Source organism: Rhodococcus sp. NPDC057135 (genome assembly GCF_042670865.1).
GTDB lineage: Bacteria > Actinomycetota > Actinomycetes > Mycobacteriales > Mycobacteriaceae > Rhodococcus_F.
The window spans coordinates 175,384-190,674 of sequence record NZ_JBHUUU010000012.1; the positions used below are offsets into that span (position 1 = coordinate 175,384).

At 61.8% G+C, this 15,291-nt stretch carries 12 protein-coding genes; 4 read left to right on the top strand and 8 right to left on the bottom strand.

Annotated features, from left to right (window positions below; genetic code table 11):
• Positions 1–70: 70 nt before the first annotated feature.
• Positions 71–1,483: a cation:dicarboxylate symporter family transporter gene (locus ACFT1A_RS22580; protein WP_378448841.1), complete on the bottom strand. Its 1,413-nt coding sequence runs from the start codon at positions 1,481–1,483 to the stop codon at positions 71–73.
• Between the two features lie 119 nt (positions 1,484–1,602).
• Between ACFT1A_RS22580 and ACFT1A_RS22585 the strand changes: the two genes are divergently transcribed.
• Both ACFT1A_RS22585 and ACFT1A_RS22590 read left to right on the top strand, forming a co-directional pair.
• Positions 1,603–3,189 (top strand): ATP-binding protein, encoded by a 1,587-nt coding sequence (locus ACFT1A_RS22585; RefSeq protein WP_378448842.1) that lies wholly within the window; start codon positions 1,603–1,605, stop codon positions 3,187–3,189.
• Positions 3,186–3,875, top strand: a complete 690-nt coding sequence (locus ACFT1A_RS22590) for a response regulator (RefSeq protein ID WP_003945570.1) — start codon at positions 3,186–3,188, stop codon at positions 3,873–3,875. The genes ACFT1A_RS22585 and ACFT1A_RS22590 overlap by 4 nt, the downstream gene beginning before the upstream one ends.
• A 76-nt stretch (positions 3,876–3,951) precedes the next feature.
• Here ACFT1A_RS22590 and ACFT1A_RS22595 read toward each other — a convergent pair whose 3' ends face one another.
• The 3 genes from ACFT1A_RS22595 to ACFT1A_RS22605 form a co-directional block, all read right to left on the bottom strand.
• Complete coding sequence (locus tag ACFT1A_RS22595; protein WP_378448843.1) at positions 3,952–6,066, bottom strand: S9 family peptidase; 2,115 nt, start codon at positions 6,064–6,066, stop codon at positions 3,952–3,954.
• The gene (locus ACFT1A_RS22600; RefSeq protein ID WP_050655449.1) at positions 6,063–6,956 is read right to left on the bottom strand and encodes a phosphoribosylaminoimidazolesuccinocarboxamide synthase; all 894 of its coding nucleotides are present in this window, start codon (positions 6,954–6,956) and stop codon (positions 6,063–6,065) included. Before ACFT1A_RS22600 ends, ACFT1A_RS22595 begins: the two co-directional genes overlap by 4 nt.
• 155 nt (positions 6,957–7,111) lie before the next feature.
• A complete protein-coding gene (locus ACFT1A_RS22605) occupies positions 7,112–8,146 on the bottom strand; it encodes an ABC transporter substrate-binding protein (protein WP_378448844.1) in 1,035 nt (344 codons plus the stop codon).
• Positions 8,147–8,397: 251 nt separating this feature from the next.
• Between ACFT1A_RS22605 and ACFT1A_RS22610 the strand changes: the two genes are divergently transcribed.
• Positions 8,398–9,330 (top strand): tyrosine-protein phosphatase, encoded by a 933-nt coding sequence (locus tag ACFT1A_RS22610; protein WP_378448845.1) that lies wholly within the window; start codon positions 8,398–8,400, stop codon positions 9,328–9,330.
• A gap of 96 nt (positions 9,331–9,426) precedes the next feature.
• On the opposite strand, the gene ACFT1A_RS22615 is transcribed toward ACFT1A_RS22610, so the two are convergent.
• The 3 genes from ACFT1A_RS22615 to fepB all read right to left on the bottom strand — a co-directional run bounded on the left by ACFT1A_RS22615 (position 9,427) and on the right by fepB (position 12,505).
• Positions 9,427–10,089: a response regulator transcription factor gene (locus ACFT1A_RS22615; protein WP_317828398.1), complete on the bottom strand. Its 663-nt coding sequence runs from the start codon at positions 10,087–10,089 to the stop codon at positions 9,427–9,429.
• Positions 10,086–11,399, bottom strand: coding sequence for a sensor histidine kinase (locus ACFT1A_RS22620; RefSeq protein ID WP_378448846.1), 1,314 nt, complete (start codon positions 11,397–11,399; stop codon positions 10,086–10,088). The genes ACFT1A_RS22615 and ACFT1A_RS22620 overlap by 4 nt, the downstream gene beginning before the upstream one ends.
• A 110-nt stretch (positions 11,400–11,509) precedes the next feature.
• Complete coding sequence (gene fepB / locus ACFT1A_RS22625) at positions 11,510–12,505, bottom strand: Fe2+-enterobactin ABC transporter substrate-binding protein (RefSeq protein WP_378448847.1); 996 nt, start codon at positions 12,503–12,505, stop codon at positions 11,510–11,512.
• 66 nt (positions 12,506–12,571) lie between these two features.
• On the opposite strand from fepB, the gene fes reads away from it, so the two are divergent.
• Positions 12,572–13,807 (top strand): enterochelin esterase, encoded by a 1,236-nt coding sequence (gene fes / locus ACFT1A_RS22630; protein ID WP_378448848.1) that lies wholly within the window; start codon positions 12,572–12,574, stop codon positions 13,805–13,807.
• 46 nt (positions 13,808–13,853) lie between these two features.
• Here the strand turns inward: fes and ACFT1A_RS22635 are convergent, their stop codons facing one another.
• Complete coding sequence (locus ACFT1A_RS22635; RefSeq protein WP_378448849.1) at positions 13,854–15,242, bottom strand: DUF1254 domain-containing protein; 1,389 nt, start codon at positions 15,240–15,242, stop codon at positions 13,854–13,856.
• Positions 15,243–15,291: the final 49 nt, after the last annotated feature.

Below are 15,291 nucleotides of genomic sequence, written 5' to 3' on the forward strand. Positions count from 1 at the left end.
CCAGGATCACTGATCGTAGATCGGGTTCCGCGCCTGCAGCGCAGTCAAACGTTCAGCAGAGCGGACGGATCTAGTGATGGCTCACAAACGACTGCTTGGTGCCGGTCGGAGCCGTCTCGAGTTTGTGCTGCTCCTCTTCGTCCTCGTCGTCGAGCATCGTTGCCTCGTTGAACGGGATCTTCCCGTCAAGTACCTCGATGACGCGTTCCTTGTCGATCGTCTTGGTCCAGGCCCCGACCAGGAGAGTCGCGACCGCGTTGCCCGAGAAGTTGGTGATCGCTCGCGCTTCCGACATGAAGCGGTCGATTCCGACGATGAGTCCGACGCCGTCGAGAAGCTCGGGGCGATGGCTCTGCAGTCCGCCGGCCAGTGTGGCCAGACCGGCGCCACTGACTCCGGCAGCACCCTTGGAGGCGATGATCATGAACACCAGCAGCGAGAGCTGTTCACCGAAGGCGAGCGGCTGTCCCATGGCGTCGGCGATGAAGATCGACGCCATCGTCAGGTAGATCGCGGTGCCGTCGAGGTTGAACGAGTAGCCGGTGGGAACGACGATGCCGACCGTGGTGCGCTCGACGCCCACGTGCTCCATCTTGGCGATCAGACGCGGCAGTGCCGATTCGGAGGACGAGGTGGCGAAGATGAGCAGGTACTCACGGGCCAAGTACTTGACCAGCTTGAAGATGTTGAATCCGGTGACCGCGCGCAGCAGCGTTCCGAGAACACCGAAGACGAAGATCAGGCAGGTCAGGTAGAAGCCGATCATCAGGGTTCCGAGCTGGACGACGGCGTTCAGACCGGTCTGGCCGACGACGCTGGCGATGGCTCCGAAAGCGCCGATCGGGGCGAGCCAGAGGATCATCGTCAGGATCTTGAACACGAGCTTCTGAATGTATCCGACAGCCTTGAGGATCGGCTCGCCCGACTTGCCGAGCGACTGGATCGCGAAGCCGACCAGAAGGGCGACGAACAGAGTCTGCAGCACGCTGCCGGCTGTGAGGGAGGACAGCATCGACGTCGGGATGATGGACGCGACGAAGTCCCAGGTGCCGCCGGCACTGTGTGCCTGATCTGCAAGCTTGGCCACAGAGGCCGCGTTGGGCGTGATGTTCAGGCCACTGCCCGGGTTGAGCAGGTTGCCGACGCCCAGGCCGATCGCGAGTGCGATGGTGGACATCCCGATGAAGTAGGCGAGTGCGAGGCCGCCGACCTTGCCGACCTTGGCCGCTGCTCGAACCGAGCCGATGCCGAGCACGATGGTGCAGAAGATGACCGGGCTGATCATCATCTTGATCAGGCTGACGAACAACGTGCCGAGTACACCGACGGACTTACCGAACTCGGGTGCGAGCCAACCGACGAGGATGCCGCCGATAACCGCGACGATGACGCTCATGTAGAGCCAATGCGTCTTGTCGCGCTTTGCCTTGGTGCCCTCGGGCTGTGGGGAACCGTCTACTGTCCCTGTTGCCGTGCTGCTCATGGGGTGTCCTTTGGATCGGATATCTGTGAAGTGATCGGGATCACTTCGAGTCGTGGAGAATTCTTGTTGCAAACAGGTGGGCCCGGAAGTTTGTGTTCATTACGTTCAGGAGGCGCTCGATGGTCGAACGAAAGACCGGCCGACGTATGAGCGTCGCCAGGCAGATCCTGATCCTGCAATTGGCGTTGTTGGCGCTGGTCATCGGCGTGGGGGCCGCGCTCGCAGTTGTCGACGAACGCCGAGACAGCGACGACGCGATCCGCAGGCAGGTGAGCTCGATAGCGCAGACTCTCGCCCTGTCGGATTCGACGGCGGCAGCCCTGACGAGTGCAGACCCGACCGCGACCCTGCAACCACAGACCGAGAAAATCCGACAGGCAACTGGCGTCGATTTCATCGTGGTGATGGCGCCGGATCGCACTCGGTTCACCCACACGAGCCCGGAGCTGATCGGTCAACTGTTCACCGGGAACATCGACCGCGCACTCGCCGGCGCGACCTTCACGGAGACGTACGCCGGGTCGCTGGGGCCGTCGATCCGCGCCGTCACTCCCGTCTACGATTCCGGCGGAACCCTGGTGGGTCTGGTTTCTGCCGGTGTCACCCGCGAACAGATCAGCAAGCAATTCGCCCAAAGTGTTCCGGTCATCCTGTTCGTTGCTGCCGGCGGTCTTTTTGCCGCGCTCTTGAGTTCGCTTCTGGTGAGTCGGCGCATCAGGCGACAGACCCTGGGAATGGCTCCCGACGAACTCCGCACCATGTTCGAGCACCACGACGCCGTCCTGCACAGCATCGGTGAGGGGTTGGTGGTGATCGGCCGAGGCCGGGGCAAGGACGCGAAAGTGGACATCGTCAACGACGAAGCACGTCGACTCCTCGACCTGCCGGAAGGACCTGTCCCGCTTTCGTCCATCCCCGAGACCTTGCGAGTCGACGACGCATCGCCCGCCAAGGATCAAGTGCACCTCACCGACAAGCGTGTGCTGGTGGTCAACCAACACCCGGTTGAGTGGGAGGGCAACAGAATTGGCACCGTGCTGACAATTCGCGATCACACCGAACTTCAGAACGTACTCGGAGAATTGGATTCGGTGCGTAGTTTTGCCGAGTCGCTTCGCTCTCAAGCCCACGAGAGCGCAAATCGTCTGCACACCATCATCACGATGGTCGAGTTGGGGCGAAACGAAGACGCAGTGGCCTTCGCCACCAACGAATTGCGGGTGTCTCAGCAGCTGATCGATCGTCTGATGAATGCGGTTCACGAGCCGGCGCTGGCCGCACTGTTGCTCGGAAAAATGAGCGAAGCGGCCGAACGCGGGGTCGACCTGACCATCACGGAAGACACCGCGCTCGGTCCGGTGCCTTCACTCAATGCACGCGAGTTGGTCACGCTGGTCGGCAATCTCGTGGACAATGCTATTGACGCATCACGCGCGAGCGAGTCTCCGTGGGTGGAAGTGACGGTAATGGAAGAGGATTCGATGATGGTTGTTGCCGTCGCCGACAGCGGCCCGGGAATGACACCCGAAGCTCTCGAAAAGGCCAAGGGCCGTGGCTACTCCACAAAATCCGGCTCTCGCGGACTCGGACTCGCACTGGTCTCTCAAGTGGTGAAACGGCACGGCGGCACGCTGTCCAGTGAACCGGCGATGGGCTCGATGCTGGTGGTCCGCATCCCGCTGCGCGAAGCGGAAGCACCCCGATGATTCGCGTCCTGATAGTCGACGACGAACCGTTGATCGCGCAGGCGCATCGTTCCTACGTCGAGCGCGTGCCGGAGTTCGTGGTCCACGGTGTGGTTCATTCCGGGAACGCCGCCGTGCGTGCAGTTACGGCGGCCAACGCCACCGACCAGCCCATCGACCTGGTCCTGCTCGACATCGGGTTGCCCGACGCCAGCGGCCTCGACGTGGCTTCCGCCCTCGGTGGGTTGCGCCCGAGTCCGGACATCATCGCGGTTACCTCGGCGCGAGATCTGGAGGTGGTTCGAAGCGCCGTGGCTCGCGGGATCGTGCTCTATCTTCTCAAGCCGTTCACTTTCGCAGCGTTCCGCGACAAGCTCGAGCGCTACCTCGAATATCGTGCAGCACTTCCCGCCGGAGAGTCTGCGGTCAGCCAGCACGACATCGACCGCGCGATGTCCGCACTGCGAACGTCCGACGATCGAGCAGCGGCACCGAAAGGCTTTGCGTCTCAAACGCTCGGACTCGTCGCTGCGTCCGTCAGGGATTCGGAAGGTCCCGTGACCGCCGCCGAGGTGGCAGCATCGGTCGGCGTGTCCCGGGTGACAGCCTGGCGCTACCTCGAAAAACTGGCAGACGACGGCATGCTCACCCGGGAGACCGAGTACGGGCGCGCGGGGCGCCCTCAAGTTCGTTACCGCAGAACCTGATAGTCACCGAACCTGTGGGTCACCGAACCTGTGGGTCACCGAACCTGTGGGTCACCGAACCTGATTGATACAGAAGCTAGTTCGCGCCCACGGTGTCCAGCACCCAGGCGAACTCGAACGCGACCTCTTTCCACTTCTCGTAACGACCGCTGACACCGCCGTGTCCGGCGCTCATTTCCGTCTTGAGAAGCAGCGGAGCGTCACCGGTCTTCGTGGCCCGCAGTTTTGCGACCCACTTGGCCGGCTCCACGTACAGGACACGGGTGTCGTTGATGCTCGTGATTGCGAGAATCGCGGGATAGTCCTTGGCTTCCACGTTCTCGTACGGGCTGTACGAGCGCATGTAGTCGTAGACGTCCTTGTTGTGCAGCGGATCTCCCCATTCGTCCCACTCGATGACCGTCAACGGCAGCGACGGATCGAGAATCGACGTCAACGGGTCGACAAACGGAACGTTGGCGAGAATGCCGGCAAACAGTTCCGGAGCGAGGTTGGCGACAGCGCCCATCAGCAGTCCACCCGCACTACCACCGTCGGCAACCATACGATCAGCGGCTGTGACTCCGGTATCGATCAAATGCTTTGCGCAAGAGACAAAATCGGTGAAGGTGTTCTTCTTGGTGAGCGTCTTGCCGTTTTCGTACCAGTGACGGCCCATCTCGCCGCCGCCGCGCACGTGTGCGACGACGAAGACGACACCGCGATCGAGCAACGACAGCCGGGCAACCGAGAACGACGGGTCGATGCTCGCCTCGTAGGAACCGTAGCCGTACAACAACAACGGCGCGGGACCTTCGGGTGCACCTACGCGTCTGACGATCGAGAGTGGAATGCGGGTGCCGTCGTCGGCCACCGCCCAGTCGCGGCGCTGCTCGTAATTACTCGCATCGAAGTCACCGAGAACGGGCTGCGACTTACGCAGTGCCAGTTCACCACTGGCGACGTAGTAGTCGTACACCTGCCCGGGAGTGATGAAGGACGTGAAGCCGAGCCGAAGGGTGGGCTGCGCCCATTCCGGGTTGGACCCCATCCCGATGCTGAAGAGTTCTTCGTCGAAGTCGATCTCGTGACGTTCGCCGTAGCCGTCGGCCGTCAACGGCCACACGGCAACCCGAGTGAGAGCCTCGCGGCGGTAGCTCAGGACGAGGTGTCCGGCAAACGCTTCGGCTTCTTCCAGACGAACGTCGGCGCTGTGCTCGATCAGCGTCGTCATGTTCGTCGGATCCGATACCGGAGCTTCCACCAACACGAAGTTCTCGGCCTTGACGCCGTCGACGACGTCGTTGTGGAGGATGAGGAAGCGGTCCTCTCCCCCGATCACCGCGTGTTCGGCCCCGTATTCGACGCCTTCGCGACGCGGGATGATGACGCGGAAGTCGCCTTCCGGATTCGCCGATTCCAGCATCCAGCCTTCACTGGTCACCTTGGATCCGACCCAGATCATCAGATACTTCTCGCTGCGAGTCGAACCCACGGAAACCCAGTAGCGCTCGTCGGGCTCGTGGAAGACCGAAACATCTTGACTCTGCGGCGTTCCCAGCTTGTGACGCCACACGGTGTCCGGACGCCAGGAGTCGTCCACGGTCATGTAGAAGACGTGACTGTGATCGATTGCCCAGGTGGCGCCGGGTGCGGTGTCGGGAATTTCGTCAGCCAGCATTTCGCCGGTCTCGAGGTTCTTGAACCGCAAGGTGTACCGCTCGTCGCCGACGATGTCGACCGAGTACGCGAGCAACGTGCCGTCCTCGCTGATGGAGAACGCGCCGAGTGAAAAGAACTCGTGTCCTTCGGCTTCGACATTGCCGTCCATGAGGATCTGCTCGTCGGCCAACTCGACGCCAGGCGTCAGGTTGGGCGGAGTCCAGTCGTCCTCACCGGCAATGGGGCACCGGCACTGGACGGTGTACGACTTGCCTTCCACGCTGCGCGAGTAGTACCACCACTTGCCCATGCGTGTGGGTACCGACATGTCGGTTTCCTGCGTCCGCGACTTGATCTCCTGGAAGATCTTCTCGCGCAACGGCTCGAGAGCGGCTGTCTGCTGGTCGGTGTACGCGTTCTCGGCTTCGAGGTACGCGACTACCTCGGCATTGTCCTTGTCCCGCAGCCACTCGTAGTCATCGACGAACGTGTGTCCGTGATGGGTACGTTCGGTGGGGACCTTCTTTGCGACCGGCGGGACGAGGCTCATGCGCTGGGACCGACCCAATCGTCGAAGGACAACCCGGAAATGCGTTCGTACGCCTCGATGTAGCGAGCGCGAGTCGCATCGACGATTTCCTGCGGCAACGGCGGCGGTGTCGTGTCCGAGCTTCGATCCCAACCGGATTCGGGGCTCGTGAGCCAGTCGCGGACGAACTGCTTGTCGAAGCTGGGCTGCACCTTGCCTGCCTCGTAACCTTCGAGGGGCCAGTAGCGGGACGAGTCGGGGGTGAGCACCTCGTCGGCGAGCACGAGGTTTCCAGCGGAGTCGAGACCGAATTCGAGCTTGGTGTCCGCGAGAATGATTCCGCGATCGGCTGCGAAGTTGGAGGCGCGGGCGTAGACGTCGAGAGTGTCCTCGCGAAGCTGCACGGCCAGCTTCAAGCCGACCTTCTCCACTACCTGCTCGAAGCTGATGTTCTCGTCGTGATCGCCGAGAGCCGCCTTGGATGCCGGGGTGAAGATCGGGTCGGGCAGCCGCGACGCCTCGACAAGTCCCTCGGGCAATGCGACGCCGCACACTGCACCGGTGTTGTTGTAGTCGACCAGGCCGGAGCCGGTGAGGAAGCCACGGACGACGCATTCGACGGGAACCATGTCGAGGGAGCGCACGACGAGAGCGCGGCCGAGCACCTCTTCCGGGATGCGATCGTCGTCGGGCTCGCCGGCCAGATGGTTGGTGCCACCGAGGACGTTGAAGAAGAACACGCTCATCGCGGTGAGAACGCGGCCCTTGTCCGGGATCGGTGTGCTGAGCACGTGGTCGTAGGCCGAGATCCGATCACTCGCGACAAGCAGCAGATGCTCGTCGTCGATCGTGTAAAGGTCACGGACCTTGCCACCGGCCAGATGAGTGTAGGAATCAAGTGTAGGACGCACCCGGTCACCCTATCGGGCGTTCGCAGTTCGTACAGAACCCCGGTAGCCGGGACAGGTGAGCGTCCTCGCCGTTCGGAGAGCTGTCCGCCCTGTTCATCCGGATATGCAGGTGGCCCCTCGCCACTGGGCGAGAGGCCACCGTCACAGTCGATGAACTACTGGTTTGCGGGCAGCTTCGACAGGCCCTCGTCGATCGAATCCAGCGTCAGAAGAGCCGTCTGATAGGTCGCTGCCAACGAATGCTGAACCTGGACGACGTTGCCGGCCTTCACTGCGGGCAGTTCCTTCCACAGCTCGGAATTGACCAGTTCCTGAAGCTGCGGAGACATCGAGCCGTCGGCGTTGAGGCCGTAGACGATCACGTCGACATTTCCGAGATTCTCGCCGATCTTCTCGATGGATACCTGTTCGTTGTGGATGTCAGCCGGGTCGGCAGGGGTGCCGGGGAACTGCAGGCCGAGTCCGTCGAAGAGATTGGTTGTGTACGAAGACGCGTATTCGCGGGAGAACGTCCCGGCCTCGGGCTTGCAGACGTTGCACACGCCTCCGAAGGTGAGCGAGCCGAGCTTGTCCTTGTACTTCGCGGCCAATTCGGCGGTGCGAGCGTCGTACTCGCCCTTGAACTCACCGTATGTGTCGGAAACATTGGCGGCGTCGGCGAACTTCTCACCCAACACGCGCCAATCAGCGGGAACCGTCGGCCCCAGGAAGACGACCGGAGCAGCAGCCTTGAGCTGAGCCATGTCCAACTGGCTTTCGACGCGAGCCGGAACACCCATGATGATCAGATCGGGTTCGGCAGCGACGATTCCCTCGTAGTTGAGCTGGGAGACGTTGCCGTCGGGTGCGACCTTCGGCAGAGCTTCGTAAGCGGCCTTGGTCTTGTCGTCCATGTTGCCGAGTTCACGTGTCCACTCGCACACCGCAGCCAGATTTGCTCCTGCCTGGATCAACGGCAGAACCGCGTATCCGCAGGCCACGATCCGCTGCGGATCGCTCGGGATCTCGATGGATCCGTTCTGTGCCTCGAAGACACGGGTCTGCGAGCTCGCGGCCGTCGTCGAAGATTCGGTCGACGCCTCCTCGGAGTTGCTGCATCCGGCGACGCCTACCGCCAACGCGGCTGCTGCACCGATCACCACTGCGCGGCGAACCCGCGACAGACCTTGAACCCGCATCTTGAACTCCATCTGGACACACCGGAACTGCTCCGGAATTAATTTGGTGAGGCTAACCAATATCAGTGAAGGGAGTGTTTGCACAAACACAGGTCTCGAGGAATGAACTGTGCCTCCCGCGCCGCTCACACTCACAGCAGCACGCCTCCCACTGAGAGGGAGCAAAGCAAGATTCTTCTCGAATCGGACACTCGAACTCGCTACCTTGCCTTCGCGATACCTCATCGACTCGCCACTCTCACCGCTCGACGAAGGGCTCAGACATGTCCCGATCCACGCGCACCTGCTCACTACGGTCTGCCGCGGCCATTGCCTTGACCAGTAGCTTTCTCATCACCGGTTTCGGCGCCTCGATCGCACACGCCGAACCTGCCCCCTCGGCTCCACAGTTCGGCTCACTCGATCTAGGCTCCAGCAGCTTCGGCAGTGCCGAGCAAACTCCAGACGCCCCCCGGCTGACCGGGATCGACAACTTCCGCGATGTCGCAGGTACCGGCGCCGGATACTCGGGAACTTTCGGTCTGCCCGTGAACAAGGGAGTCTTCTACCGTGCGAACGCGATCACGCCCAAGGGCGATGACATGAGCATTCTCGAAAAGCTTGGACTGACAAAGGTTTACGATCTGCGCACGGCACCCGAGATCGCCAGCAAGCCGGACGTCCTGCCCGACGGTGTTGCGTACGAGAACATTCCGATCCTGTCCGGGAACATCGCCGAGATGGTCGCGAAGATCAAGTCCCCCGAGGACTCACGATCGATGATGCAGGACATGAACCGCGCCTTCGTCACCGGAGCGACGGAGCGAGCCGGGTTCGCGCAGTTGCTGACCGGCCTCGCGGAAACCGAAGGTGCACAGGTCTTCCACTGCACTGCAGGTAAGGACCGCACCGGCTGGACGTCCTTTCTGCTGCTGAGCATCGCCGGCGTCGACCGCTCGGTGATTTTGAACGACTACCTGCTGACCAACGAGTACACCGCCGAAGGCATGAAGGCCACGCGCGCGGGCATCGCGGCGAGCTTGGGCGAGCAGATGGCCGTCAACATGGAGCCTCTATTGGGTGTCGAGGCAAGCTATCTCGATGCCGGCCTCGCCCAGTTGGACCAGACCTACGGGTCGGTCGATCGCTACCTGACCGAGGGCCTGGGCCTGAGCCCGGCGACCGTCATGACACTCAAAGCCAAGCTGCTGGGCTGAGCGACACAGATGCTCCGGGTTCGACGAGGGGCCGAACCCGGGGCACGTGTGCTTCTCTACCCGTGCCGTGTCGGATGCGCCGCAGCGTCCCGTGCGTCAGCGCGATACGGCGATCACGTTGTTTCGGTACGCCCAGATGACGATCTGCACCCGGGTTCGCACCTGTAGCTTCTTGCAGATGTTGCTGATGTGCGACTTCACCGTGCTCTGTTCGAGGCTGAGGGAATCTGCGATGTCGTTGTTTCCCAAGCCTTGTGCCAACAGTTGCACCACATCCATTTCACGCGCACTGAGGCCGTGATCCGATCCGGAGCGCGCCGTGGACATCGGTGCCGGCTTGCGCCGCGCGAACTCCACGATCAGTCTCGACGTCAATCTCGGTGAAAGGACCGAGCCACCCTCGGCCACGGTCAACACCGCCGACGAGAGCTCCTCGGGATCGGCGTCTTTGAGCAAGAACCCTGCGGCGCCGCTGTCGAGCGCCTCGAAAACGTACTCGTCGAGATCGAACGTGGTGATCACGATGACGCGGGTCGCCGGAAACTCGGCAAGAACCTCCCTGGTCGCAGTCAACCCGTCGCCGTGCGGCATGCGGATATCCATCAGTACGACATCCGGACGCAGTGCACGCACCTGCTCGTACGCCTCGACTCCCGTCTTGGCATGCCCGACTACGCGAATCTCGGGGTGTCCGGAGAGAAACAGCTCGAACCCCTGCCGCACCACCTGCTGGTCGTCCGCAATAAGGACATCGATCATGCGTTGATCCTCCCGTTCACCGGCACCAGTGCCTGCACAGCCCACTCACCTTCCGAATTCGGTCCGGCGTCCAGTTGACCACCCATGAGCGTCGCGCGTTCGCGCATTCCCACAATTCCGAGGTTTTGCCCGTCGGAAGCCGGGCGAGAATTTCCGAGAGTATTGATCACCCGCACCCTCACCGCGCCGGCTTCTCGGCTCAGACACACCTTCGACTCGCTGCCCGGCGCATGGCGAAGGACGTTCGACAACGCTTCCTGCACGATGCGGTAGCAGGTCAACTGAACTCCGCTGTCCAGGTCGTCGAAGCGGCCGACCTTTTCCAGCGAGATCGACGAGATGGTGCGCCTGCAGTCATCGACCAACTCGTCGATGTCGGAGACCATGGGCGTCGGGAAGTCGGGGTCTTCCTCACCCAGGCGGAGTATCCCGACGATCTGACGCAAGCTGTTGAGGGCCCGCTGACCCTGCTCGATGACGCCGCCCAGCAGTGCTTGCGCTTGTTCGGGATTGCTCGAGAAGAACTTGTCGGCGGCACGAGCCTGGATGATCATGCCGGTCATGTGATGAGCCGCGACGTCGTGCAACTCACGTGCCATGTCCTGCCGTTCGGCGACAACGGCATTCGCGATCTTGCGTTCGCGGTCCCGGTGCAGATCCGCTACTGCCTGACTGTTCTCCACTGCTTGTTTTCGCAGGCGCGCGACGATCTTTCCCATGGCTGCGACGACCAGAAAACTCGTGACGGTGTTCGCCGCAGGCTCGAGGAACAGGTGAGGCAACTCCCCCACCTGAACCTCGGCGACCGTCAGCCCGTCCCGTTCGGTGAGATACATCGCCATGATCACGTCCATCGCCATTCCGACGACCAGTAATCCGACCAGGCGCATGCCTGTCACCCGGATGGACACTGCCATGATCGCGAACCAGAAAAGCGGCGTGGCCCCCAGCGATCGACTGCCGAGGAAAAGCATCAATCCGCCGGATCCTGCCAACGTCAGGAGGTAGTACGCGATCGGGTACCGACGGCGCGCACACGCCACAACGGTCAACGCTGTCAGGAAACCCATGATGCCGACAACGGTTGCCGGATCGCTCAGTACTCGATTGCTCGTCTCGGATTCCGACTTGAGACTGGCGAGGCCGAATACCCAGGGCACGCTCAACAGGCCCACGATCACGGCCGCGGTAGCCGGGTTGTTCAGGTTGAAACGTCCCCAGCCTCGCGATGCCAGGACTTGCCCCGGGGCATTCTGACCAGCCGAGTCGAACATCCACTCCCCATTCCACATCCGATGATTGACGTTCATGGTGGCATGCGCACACCACTTGGTCCCACATTCGGCGAACGTGAAGGGAATGTTCGATCTCGGTTACAACCAAAGGACTAGTTCGGGGTGAAAGTACTAGTACTTATGGATCAGCTGAACTGTTCGACCAACCGGTTCACCATATTGGTTGCGCTGTAGTAGTCGAGCCGGAAGGTGTCGAGCCCCACGGCATAGACATGGTGATCACGAATCGCCGGATGCTGAGCCAACAGGGGCAGTCCCTCGACCGCTTTCACCGCACCGTCGTCGGCGCTGACCAAGATCAGGGTGTTGCCCGCGATCCCGTCGTAGAGATTCTCGGCCGAGACCTGGATGATGTCCTTGCGCTTACCCATCGATTCACTGCTCTTCGCGGACTCGGGAATGTCGGCGACCGTGAAACCCATAGCCGTGAGCAACTTCGCCTGCCCGGACTCGTGCGTCCAGATGTTGGCACCGCTGCCGTCCTCGTAGTAAACCAGCGCAGTGGTCGGCTGCGGGGGAAGTGTGATCTTGGCCTTGGCGGCCTCTACTGCGCTGTCGAACTTCGCGACCGTGGCCGCGGCGTTGTCTTCGAGACCGGTCGCTGCACCCAGCACGGCGGCGAATTCCTGCCAACTGCTTCCGCCGTAGTCCACCACGATTGTCGGAGCGATGGCCGTGAACTGTTCGTACAGATCGACGACGGAGTCGCCTCCCGTCGCCGAGACGACGATCAGGTCCGGGTTCTGAGCCAGAACGGATTCCGCATTCGCGCCTCCCATCGGCAGCACGGCAAGTCCGCGCTCTTCGGCTATGTCACCCCACTGTGTGAACAACCCCTGCGCATCCGACACGTCGGTGTTCGGCCCTGTCGATGCGGTAGCCACCACCGGAGCGTCGATCGACAACAGCGTGCCTGTCAGCGTCACACTGGTCGAGACAATCCTCTCAGGCTTCGACGCTATCTCCACCGGCCCCTTCGGTGTCTCCACCGTGCGCGGCCAATTGCCCTGCGATGCAGCCGAATCAGTGCCGGAATCGGCATCCGCAGAACTACAGCCGGCGAGAGCGAACCCTGCCACCAAGACTGCGGAGAGCACCTTCACGGTGCGCGATTTTTTCATTGTGACGCCCACTGGCGGACCACTCCTCGAATTCAAAAGCCCATCAAATTAGGTTAGGCTGTGCTCATGCTAACTCAGGCGGTGACTGAATTGTCCGCTACCCTCGCGGCCTCGCCCGACATCGAGACGTCCTGGAATCGGATAGTGCAACAAGGCACGCCGATCATCGAAAGTGTTGATACACAGACTGTTCGAGTCACCTTCCTCTGGCGTCAGCCCGAGGAGACGGAGGTCGAGCGCGTCTACCTGGATGCAAATTCGCTGACCGACCATCACGCGGAACAACTGAGCGTCATGCAGCGGATCGACGACAGTCCGGTGTGGTTCTACACCGCCGAAGTCTCGAACACCTGGCGCAGCAGTTACAGCATCATCCCGGTACCGAAGTCCGTAGTCGACGAGTTCGACTATCCGGGAGCAGGCAAGGAGGACACGACCCGCCGTGCCCGCTGGTTAGGGCTGCTCGAACACCGCATTGCCGACCCACTCAATCCACTCTCCGCGGGCGTGGACACAAGGCGTTCCGTCGCCGAGATGCCCTCGGCGCCGGTCCAGTTCGGCTGGGATGCTCCGGCTTTCAGGAATTCCGTGCAGGTCGACTGGAACAGCTCGGCTTTGGGCGTCGAGCGGCCGGTGTGGATCTACGAGACCGTCGACGACGGATTGACACCTCTCGAAGAACGTCCACTCGTGATACTTCTCGACGGGCGCCACTGGGCCGAGGTCATGCCTGCCGGCGCCGCCTTCGATCGTGCGGTCCAAACCGGCAAGCTGAAATCCTGCGTTCTGCTGGCCATCGATTCCGTTGACAATCAACGCCGTTCGCAAGAATTGCCGTGCAACCGCGAATACTGGAGCGCAGTCGTCCACGAGCTACTCCCGCAAGTACGCGCCGTCACACCCTTCTCGTCTGATCGAACGCGAACCGTGGTCTCGGGGCAGAGCTTCGGCGGACTGGCCTCGATGTTCGCAGCACTCGAGTTTCCCGAACACTTCGCGCTGGTCGCCAGTGGGTCCGGTTCATTCTGGTGGCCGACCGGCTTGAAGCGCGGGGAGGACGGTCCGCCGGGTGGAGACATAGCCGCGCGCATCGAGCGCGACGGTGCACCGGACGGTTTACGCGTTGTCCTCGAAGTAGGTAAACACGAGTCCGACATGGTCGGGCACAGCGCAGCCGTCGCCCAGGCGTTGGAGGCTGCCGGAGCGCAAGCGTCGTACCGAATTTTCGACGGTGGCCACGACTGGTTGTGCTGGCGCAGTGTTCTTCTGGACTCCGTCGTCGAACTGATCGGTAGTCCGTGAAATAGACAGGTGCGATCTCAGGGCATGTGATCTGGGTGCGTGTGCTCTAGGCCGCCGTGATGTCACCCAGTTTCCACGTTCGATCGAAATAGGGTTCGAGAGGTCCGTAAAAGCGGAAATACGAGAACCAGTGCTGACCCGGAATGGTCTGAACCCAATTGGATTCCTTCCCTTCCGGAGCGGTCGGCCCATAGTAGAGATCTACCGAACCGTCCTCGTTGACAACAAGATCGGGATCCCGCGAGCCACGGTCGCCTCGCCCTTGTTCGTTGTCGATCAGGCACCGCGTGTCGATCGAGTAGACCGTCGCGGACCAGAACAGCTTTGCCGGGACATCGGCAGGTACGTGGAGTGTGTAGCTGTTTCCGCCGTCCAACCAGTGGCCGTCGGCGTCGGAGTAACTACCCAGATATGCCTGACCGAGTCCAGGCGTCGTACTCTTCATCGCCTTGGAGAAGCTGACTGCCTCGTAGAACCACGACGCGCGTTCGTAGAACTCGTCATAGTCGCCGCCTCGCTGAGCAGAGTTGTCCAGAACAATCGCCAAGTCCCACTGACGATCCGGCCAGTAGCGCGAACCGGGGAAACGTTTGACAAACGCATTCGCCTGAGCGAACACCTCCCCTACTTCGACTGCCCGCTGCAAGATCTTCCGCAAGCGATCGTCCGGGGCAAACGGTTTGCCCTTCTCCATCCCCAGCTGCCGAAGCCACGCCATCGGGAACCGGTCGCGCTCTTCGACAGGTTCGTCCTGCACGATGTCGTGCAAAAGTTCCCAGTACCGAAGGCCCCGCGGCTGAATTCCGCTCCAGGGCTTGCCGTCCGGTGAGACCAGTCGTGTGGGAGTCGGATTCTCGCGATGGGAGTAGGGGTACACCCGGACAGCGTCGACCAACTCACCTGAGCGCACCGGGTCGGGATCGAGCGTGCGGAGGCCGAACATGATGTGCATCATCGGGGAGTGGACAACGGTGTATTCACCTGTGTCCTCGGCACTCTGGCCTGGGCCGACTACCAGGGTCTTGCCGCCATTGCCTGCATCGGGGCCCATCTCACCGAGCACCGCGAATTCTCGTTGCCAGAAATCTGCGATGCCCCCGGCGGTCGGCCCCGGCGGCAACTCGATCACCAACGGACCCGTTGTACCGAGATCGAAAAAATTCAAGATGTACGGCGTCGTCGCGTTGGCGGTGATCAGGCCTAGTCGGTCACGATAGGAGCGGTAGACGACGATATCGGACGCAGTTGCTCCGAAGATGTTGGTATGCACGTCCATCCACTGCGCCCAGGACACGATGGGGATGGCCCACAAGTACGCCTGCACTGCTGTCTGGAAGTCGAGTTCGTCGAACACCGTTGCGATGTTTTCGCGAGCGGGAAGCTCCCCGTCTCTGGGGACAACTCCGGAGGAATACGTCAGTTCGATGTCGGCCATACCCAGATGGTGCGGGGAGAAACCTCAGCGCGAATCACCCGCACCGGGT

What these genes read in the sequence shown, in the direction of transcription:
- ACFT1A_RS22590 (WP_003945570.1), top strand. Translation starts at nt 3,186, where the DNA reads ATGATTCGCGTCCTGATAGTCGACGACGAACCGTTGATCGCGCAGGCG.
- ACFT1A_RS22595 (WP_378448843.1), bottom strand. Translation starts at nt 6,066, where the DNA reads ATGAGCCTCGTCCCGCCGGTCGCAAAGAAGGTCCCCACCGAACGTACC.
- ACFT1A_RS22605 (WP_378448844.1), bottom strand. Translation starts at nt 8,146, where the DNA reads ATGGAGTTCAAGATGCGGGTTCAAGGTCTGTCGCGGGTTCGCCGCGCA.
- ACFT1A_RS22580 (WP_378448841.1), bottom strand. Translation starts at nt 1,483, where the DNA reads ATGAGCAGCACGGCAACAGGGACAGTAGACGGTTCCCCACAGCCCGAG.
- ACFT1A_RS22585 (WP_378448842.1), top strand. Translation starts at nt 1,603, where the DNA reads ATGGTCGAACGAAAGACCGGCCGACGTATGAGCGTCGCCAGGCAGATC.
- ACFT1A_RS22610 (WP_378448845.1), top strand. Translation starts at nt 8,398, where the DNA reads ATGTCCCGATCCACGCGCACCTGCTCACTACGGTCTGCCGCGGCCATT.
- fepB (WP_378448847.1), bottom strand. Translation starts at nt 12,505, where the DNA reads ATGAAAAAATCGCGCACCGTGAAGGTGCTCTCCGCAGTCTTGGTGGCA.
- fes (WP_378448848.1), top strand. Translation starts at nt 12,572, where the DNA reads ATGCTAACTCAGGCGGTGACTGAATTGTCCGCTACCCTCGCGGCCTCG.
- ACFT1A_RS22635 (WP_378448849.1), bottom strand. Translation starts at nt 15,242, where the DNA reads ATGGCCGACATCGAACTGACGTATTCCTCCGGAGTTGTCCCCAGAGAC.
- ACFT1A_RS22620 (WP_378448846.1), bottom strand. Translation starts at nt 11,399, where the DNA reads ATGAACGTCAATCATCGGATGTGGAATGGGGAGTGGATGTTCGACTCG.
- ACFT1A_RS22615 (WP_317828398.1), bottom strand. Translation starts at nt 10,089, where the DNA reads ATGATCGATGTCCTTATTGCGGACGACCAGCAGGTGGTGCGGCAGGGG.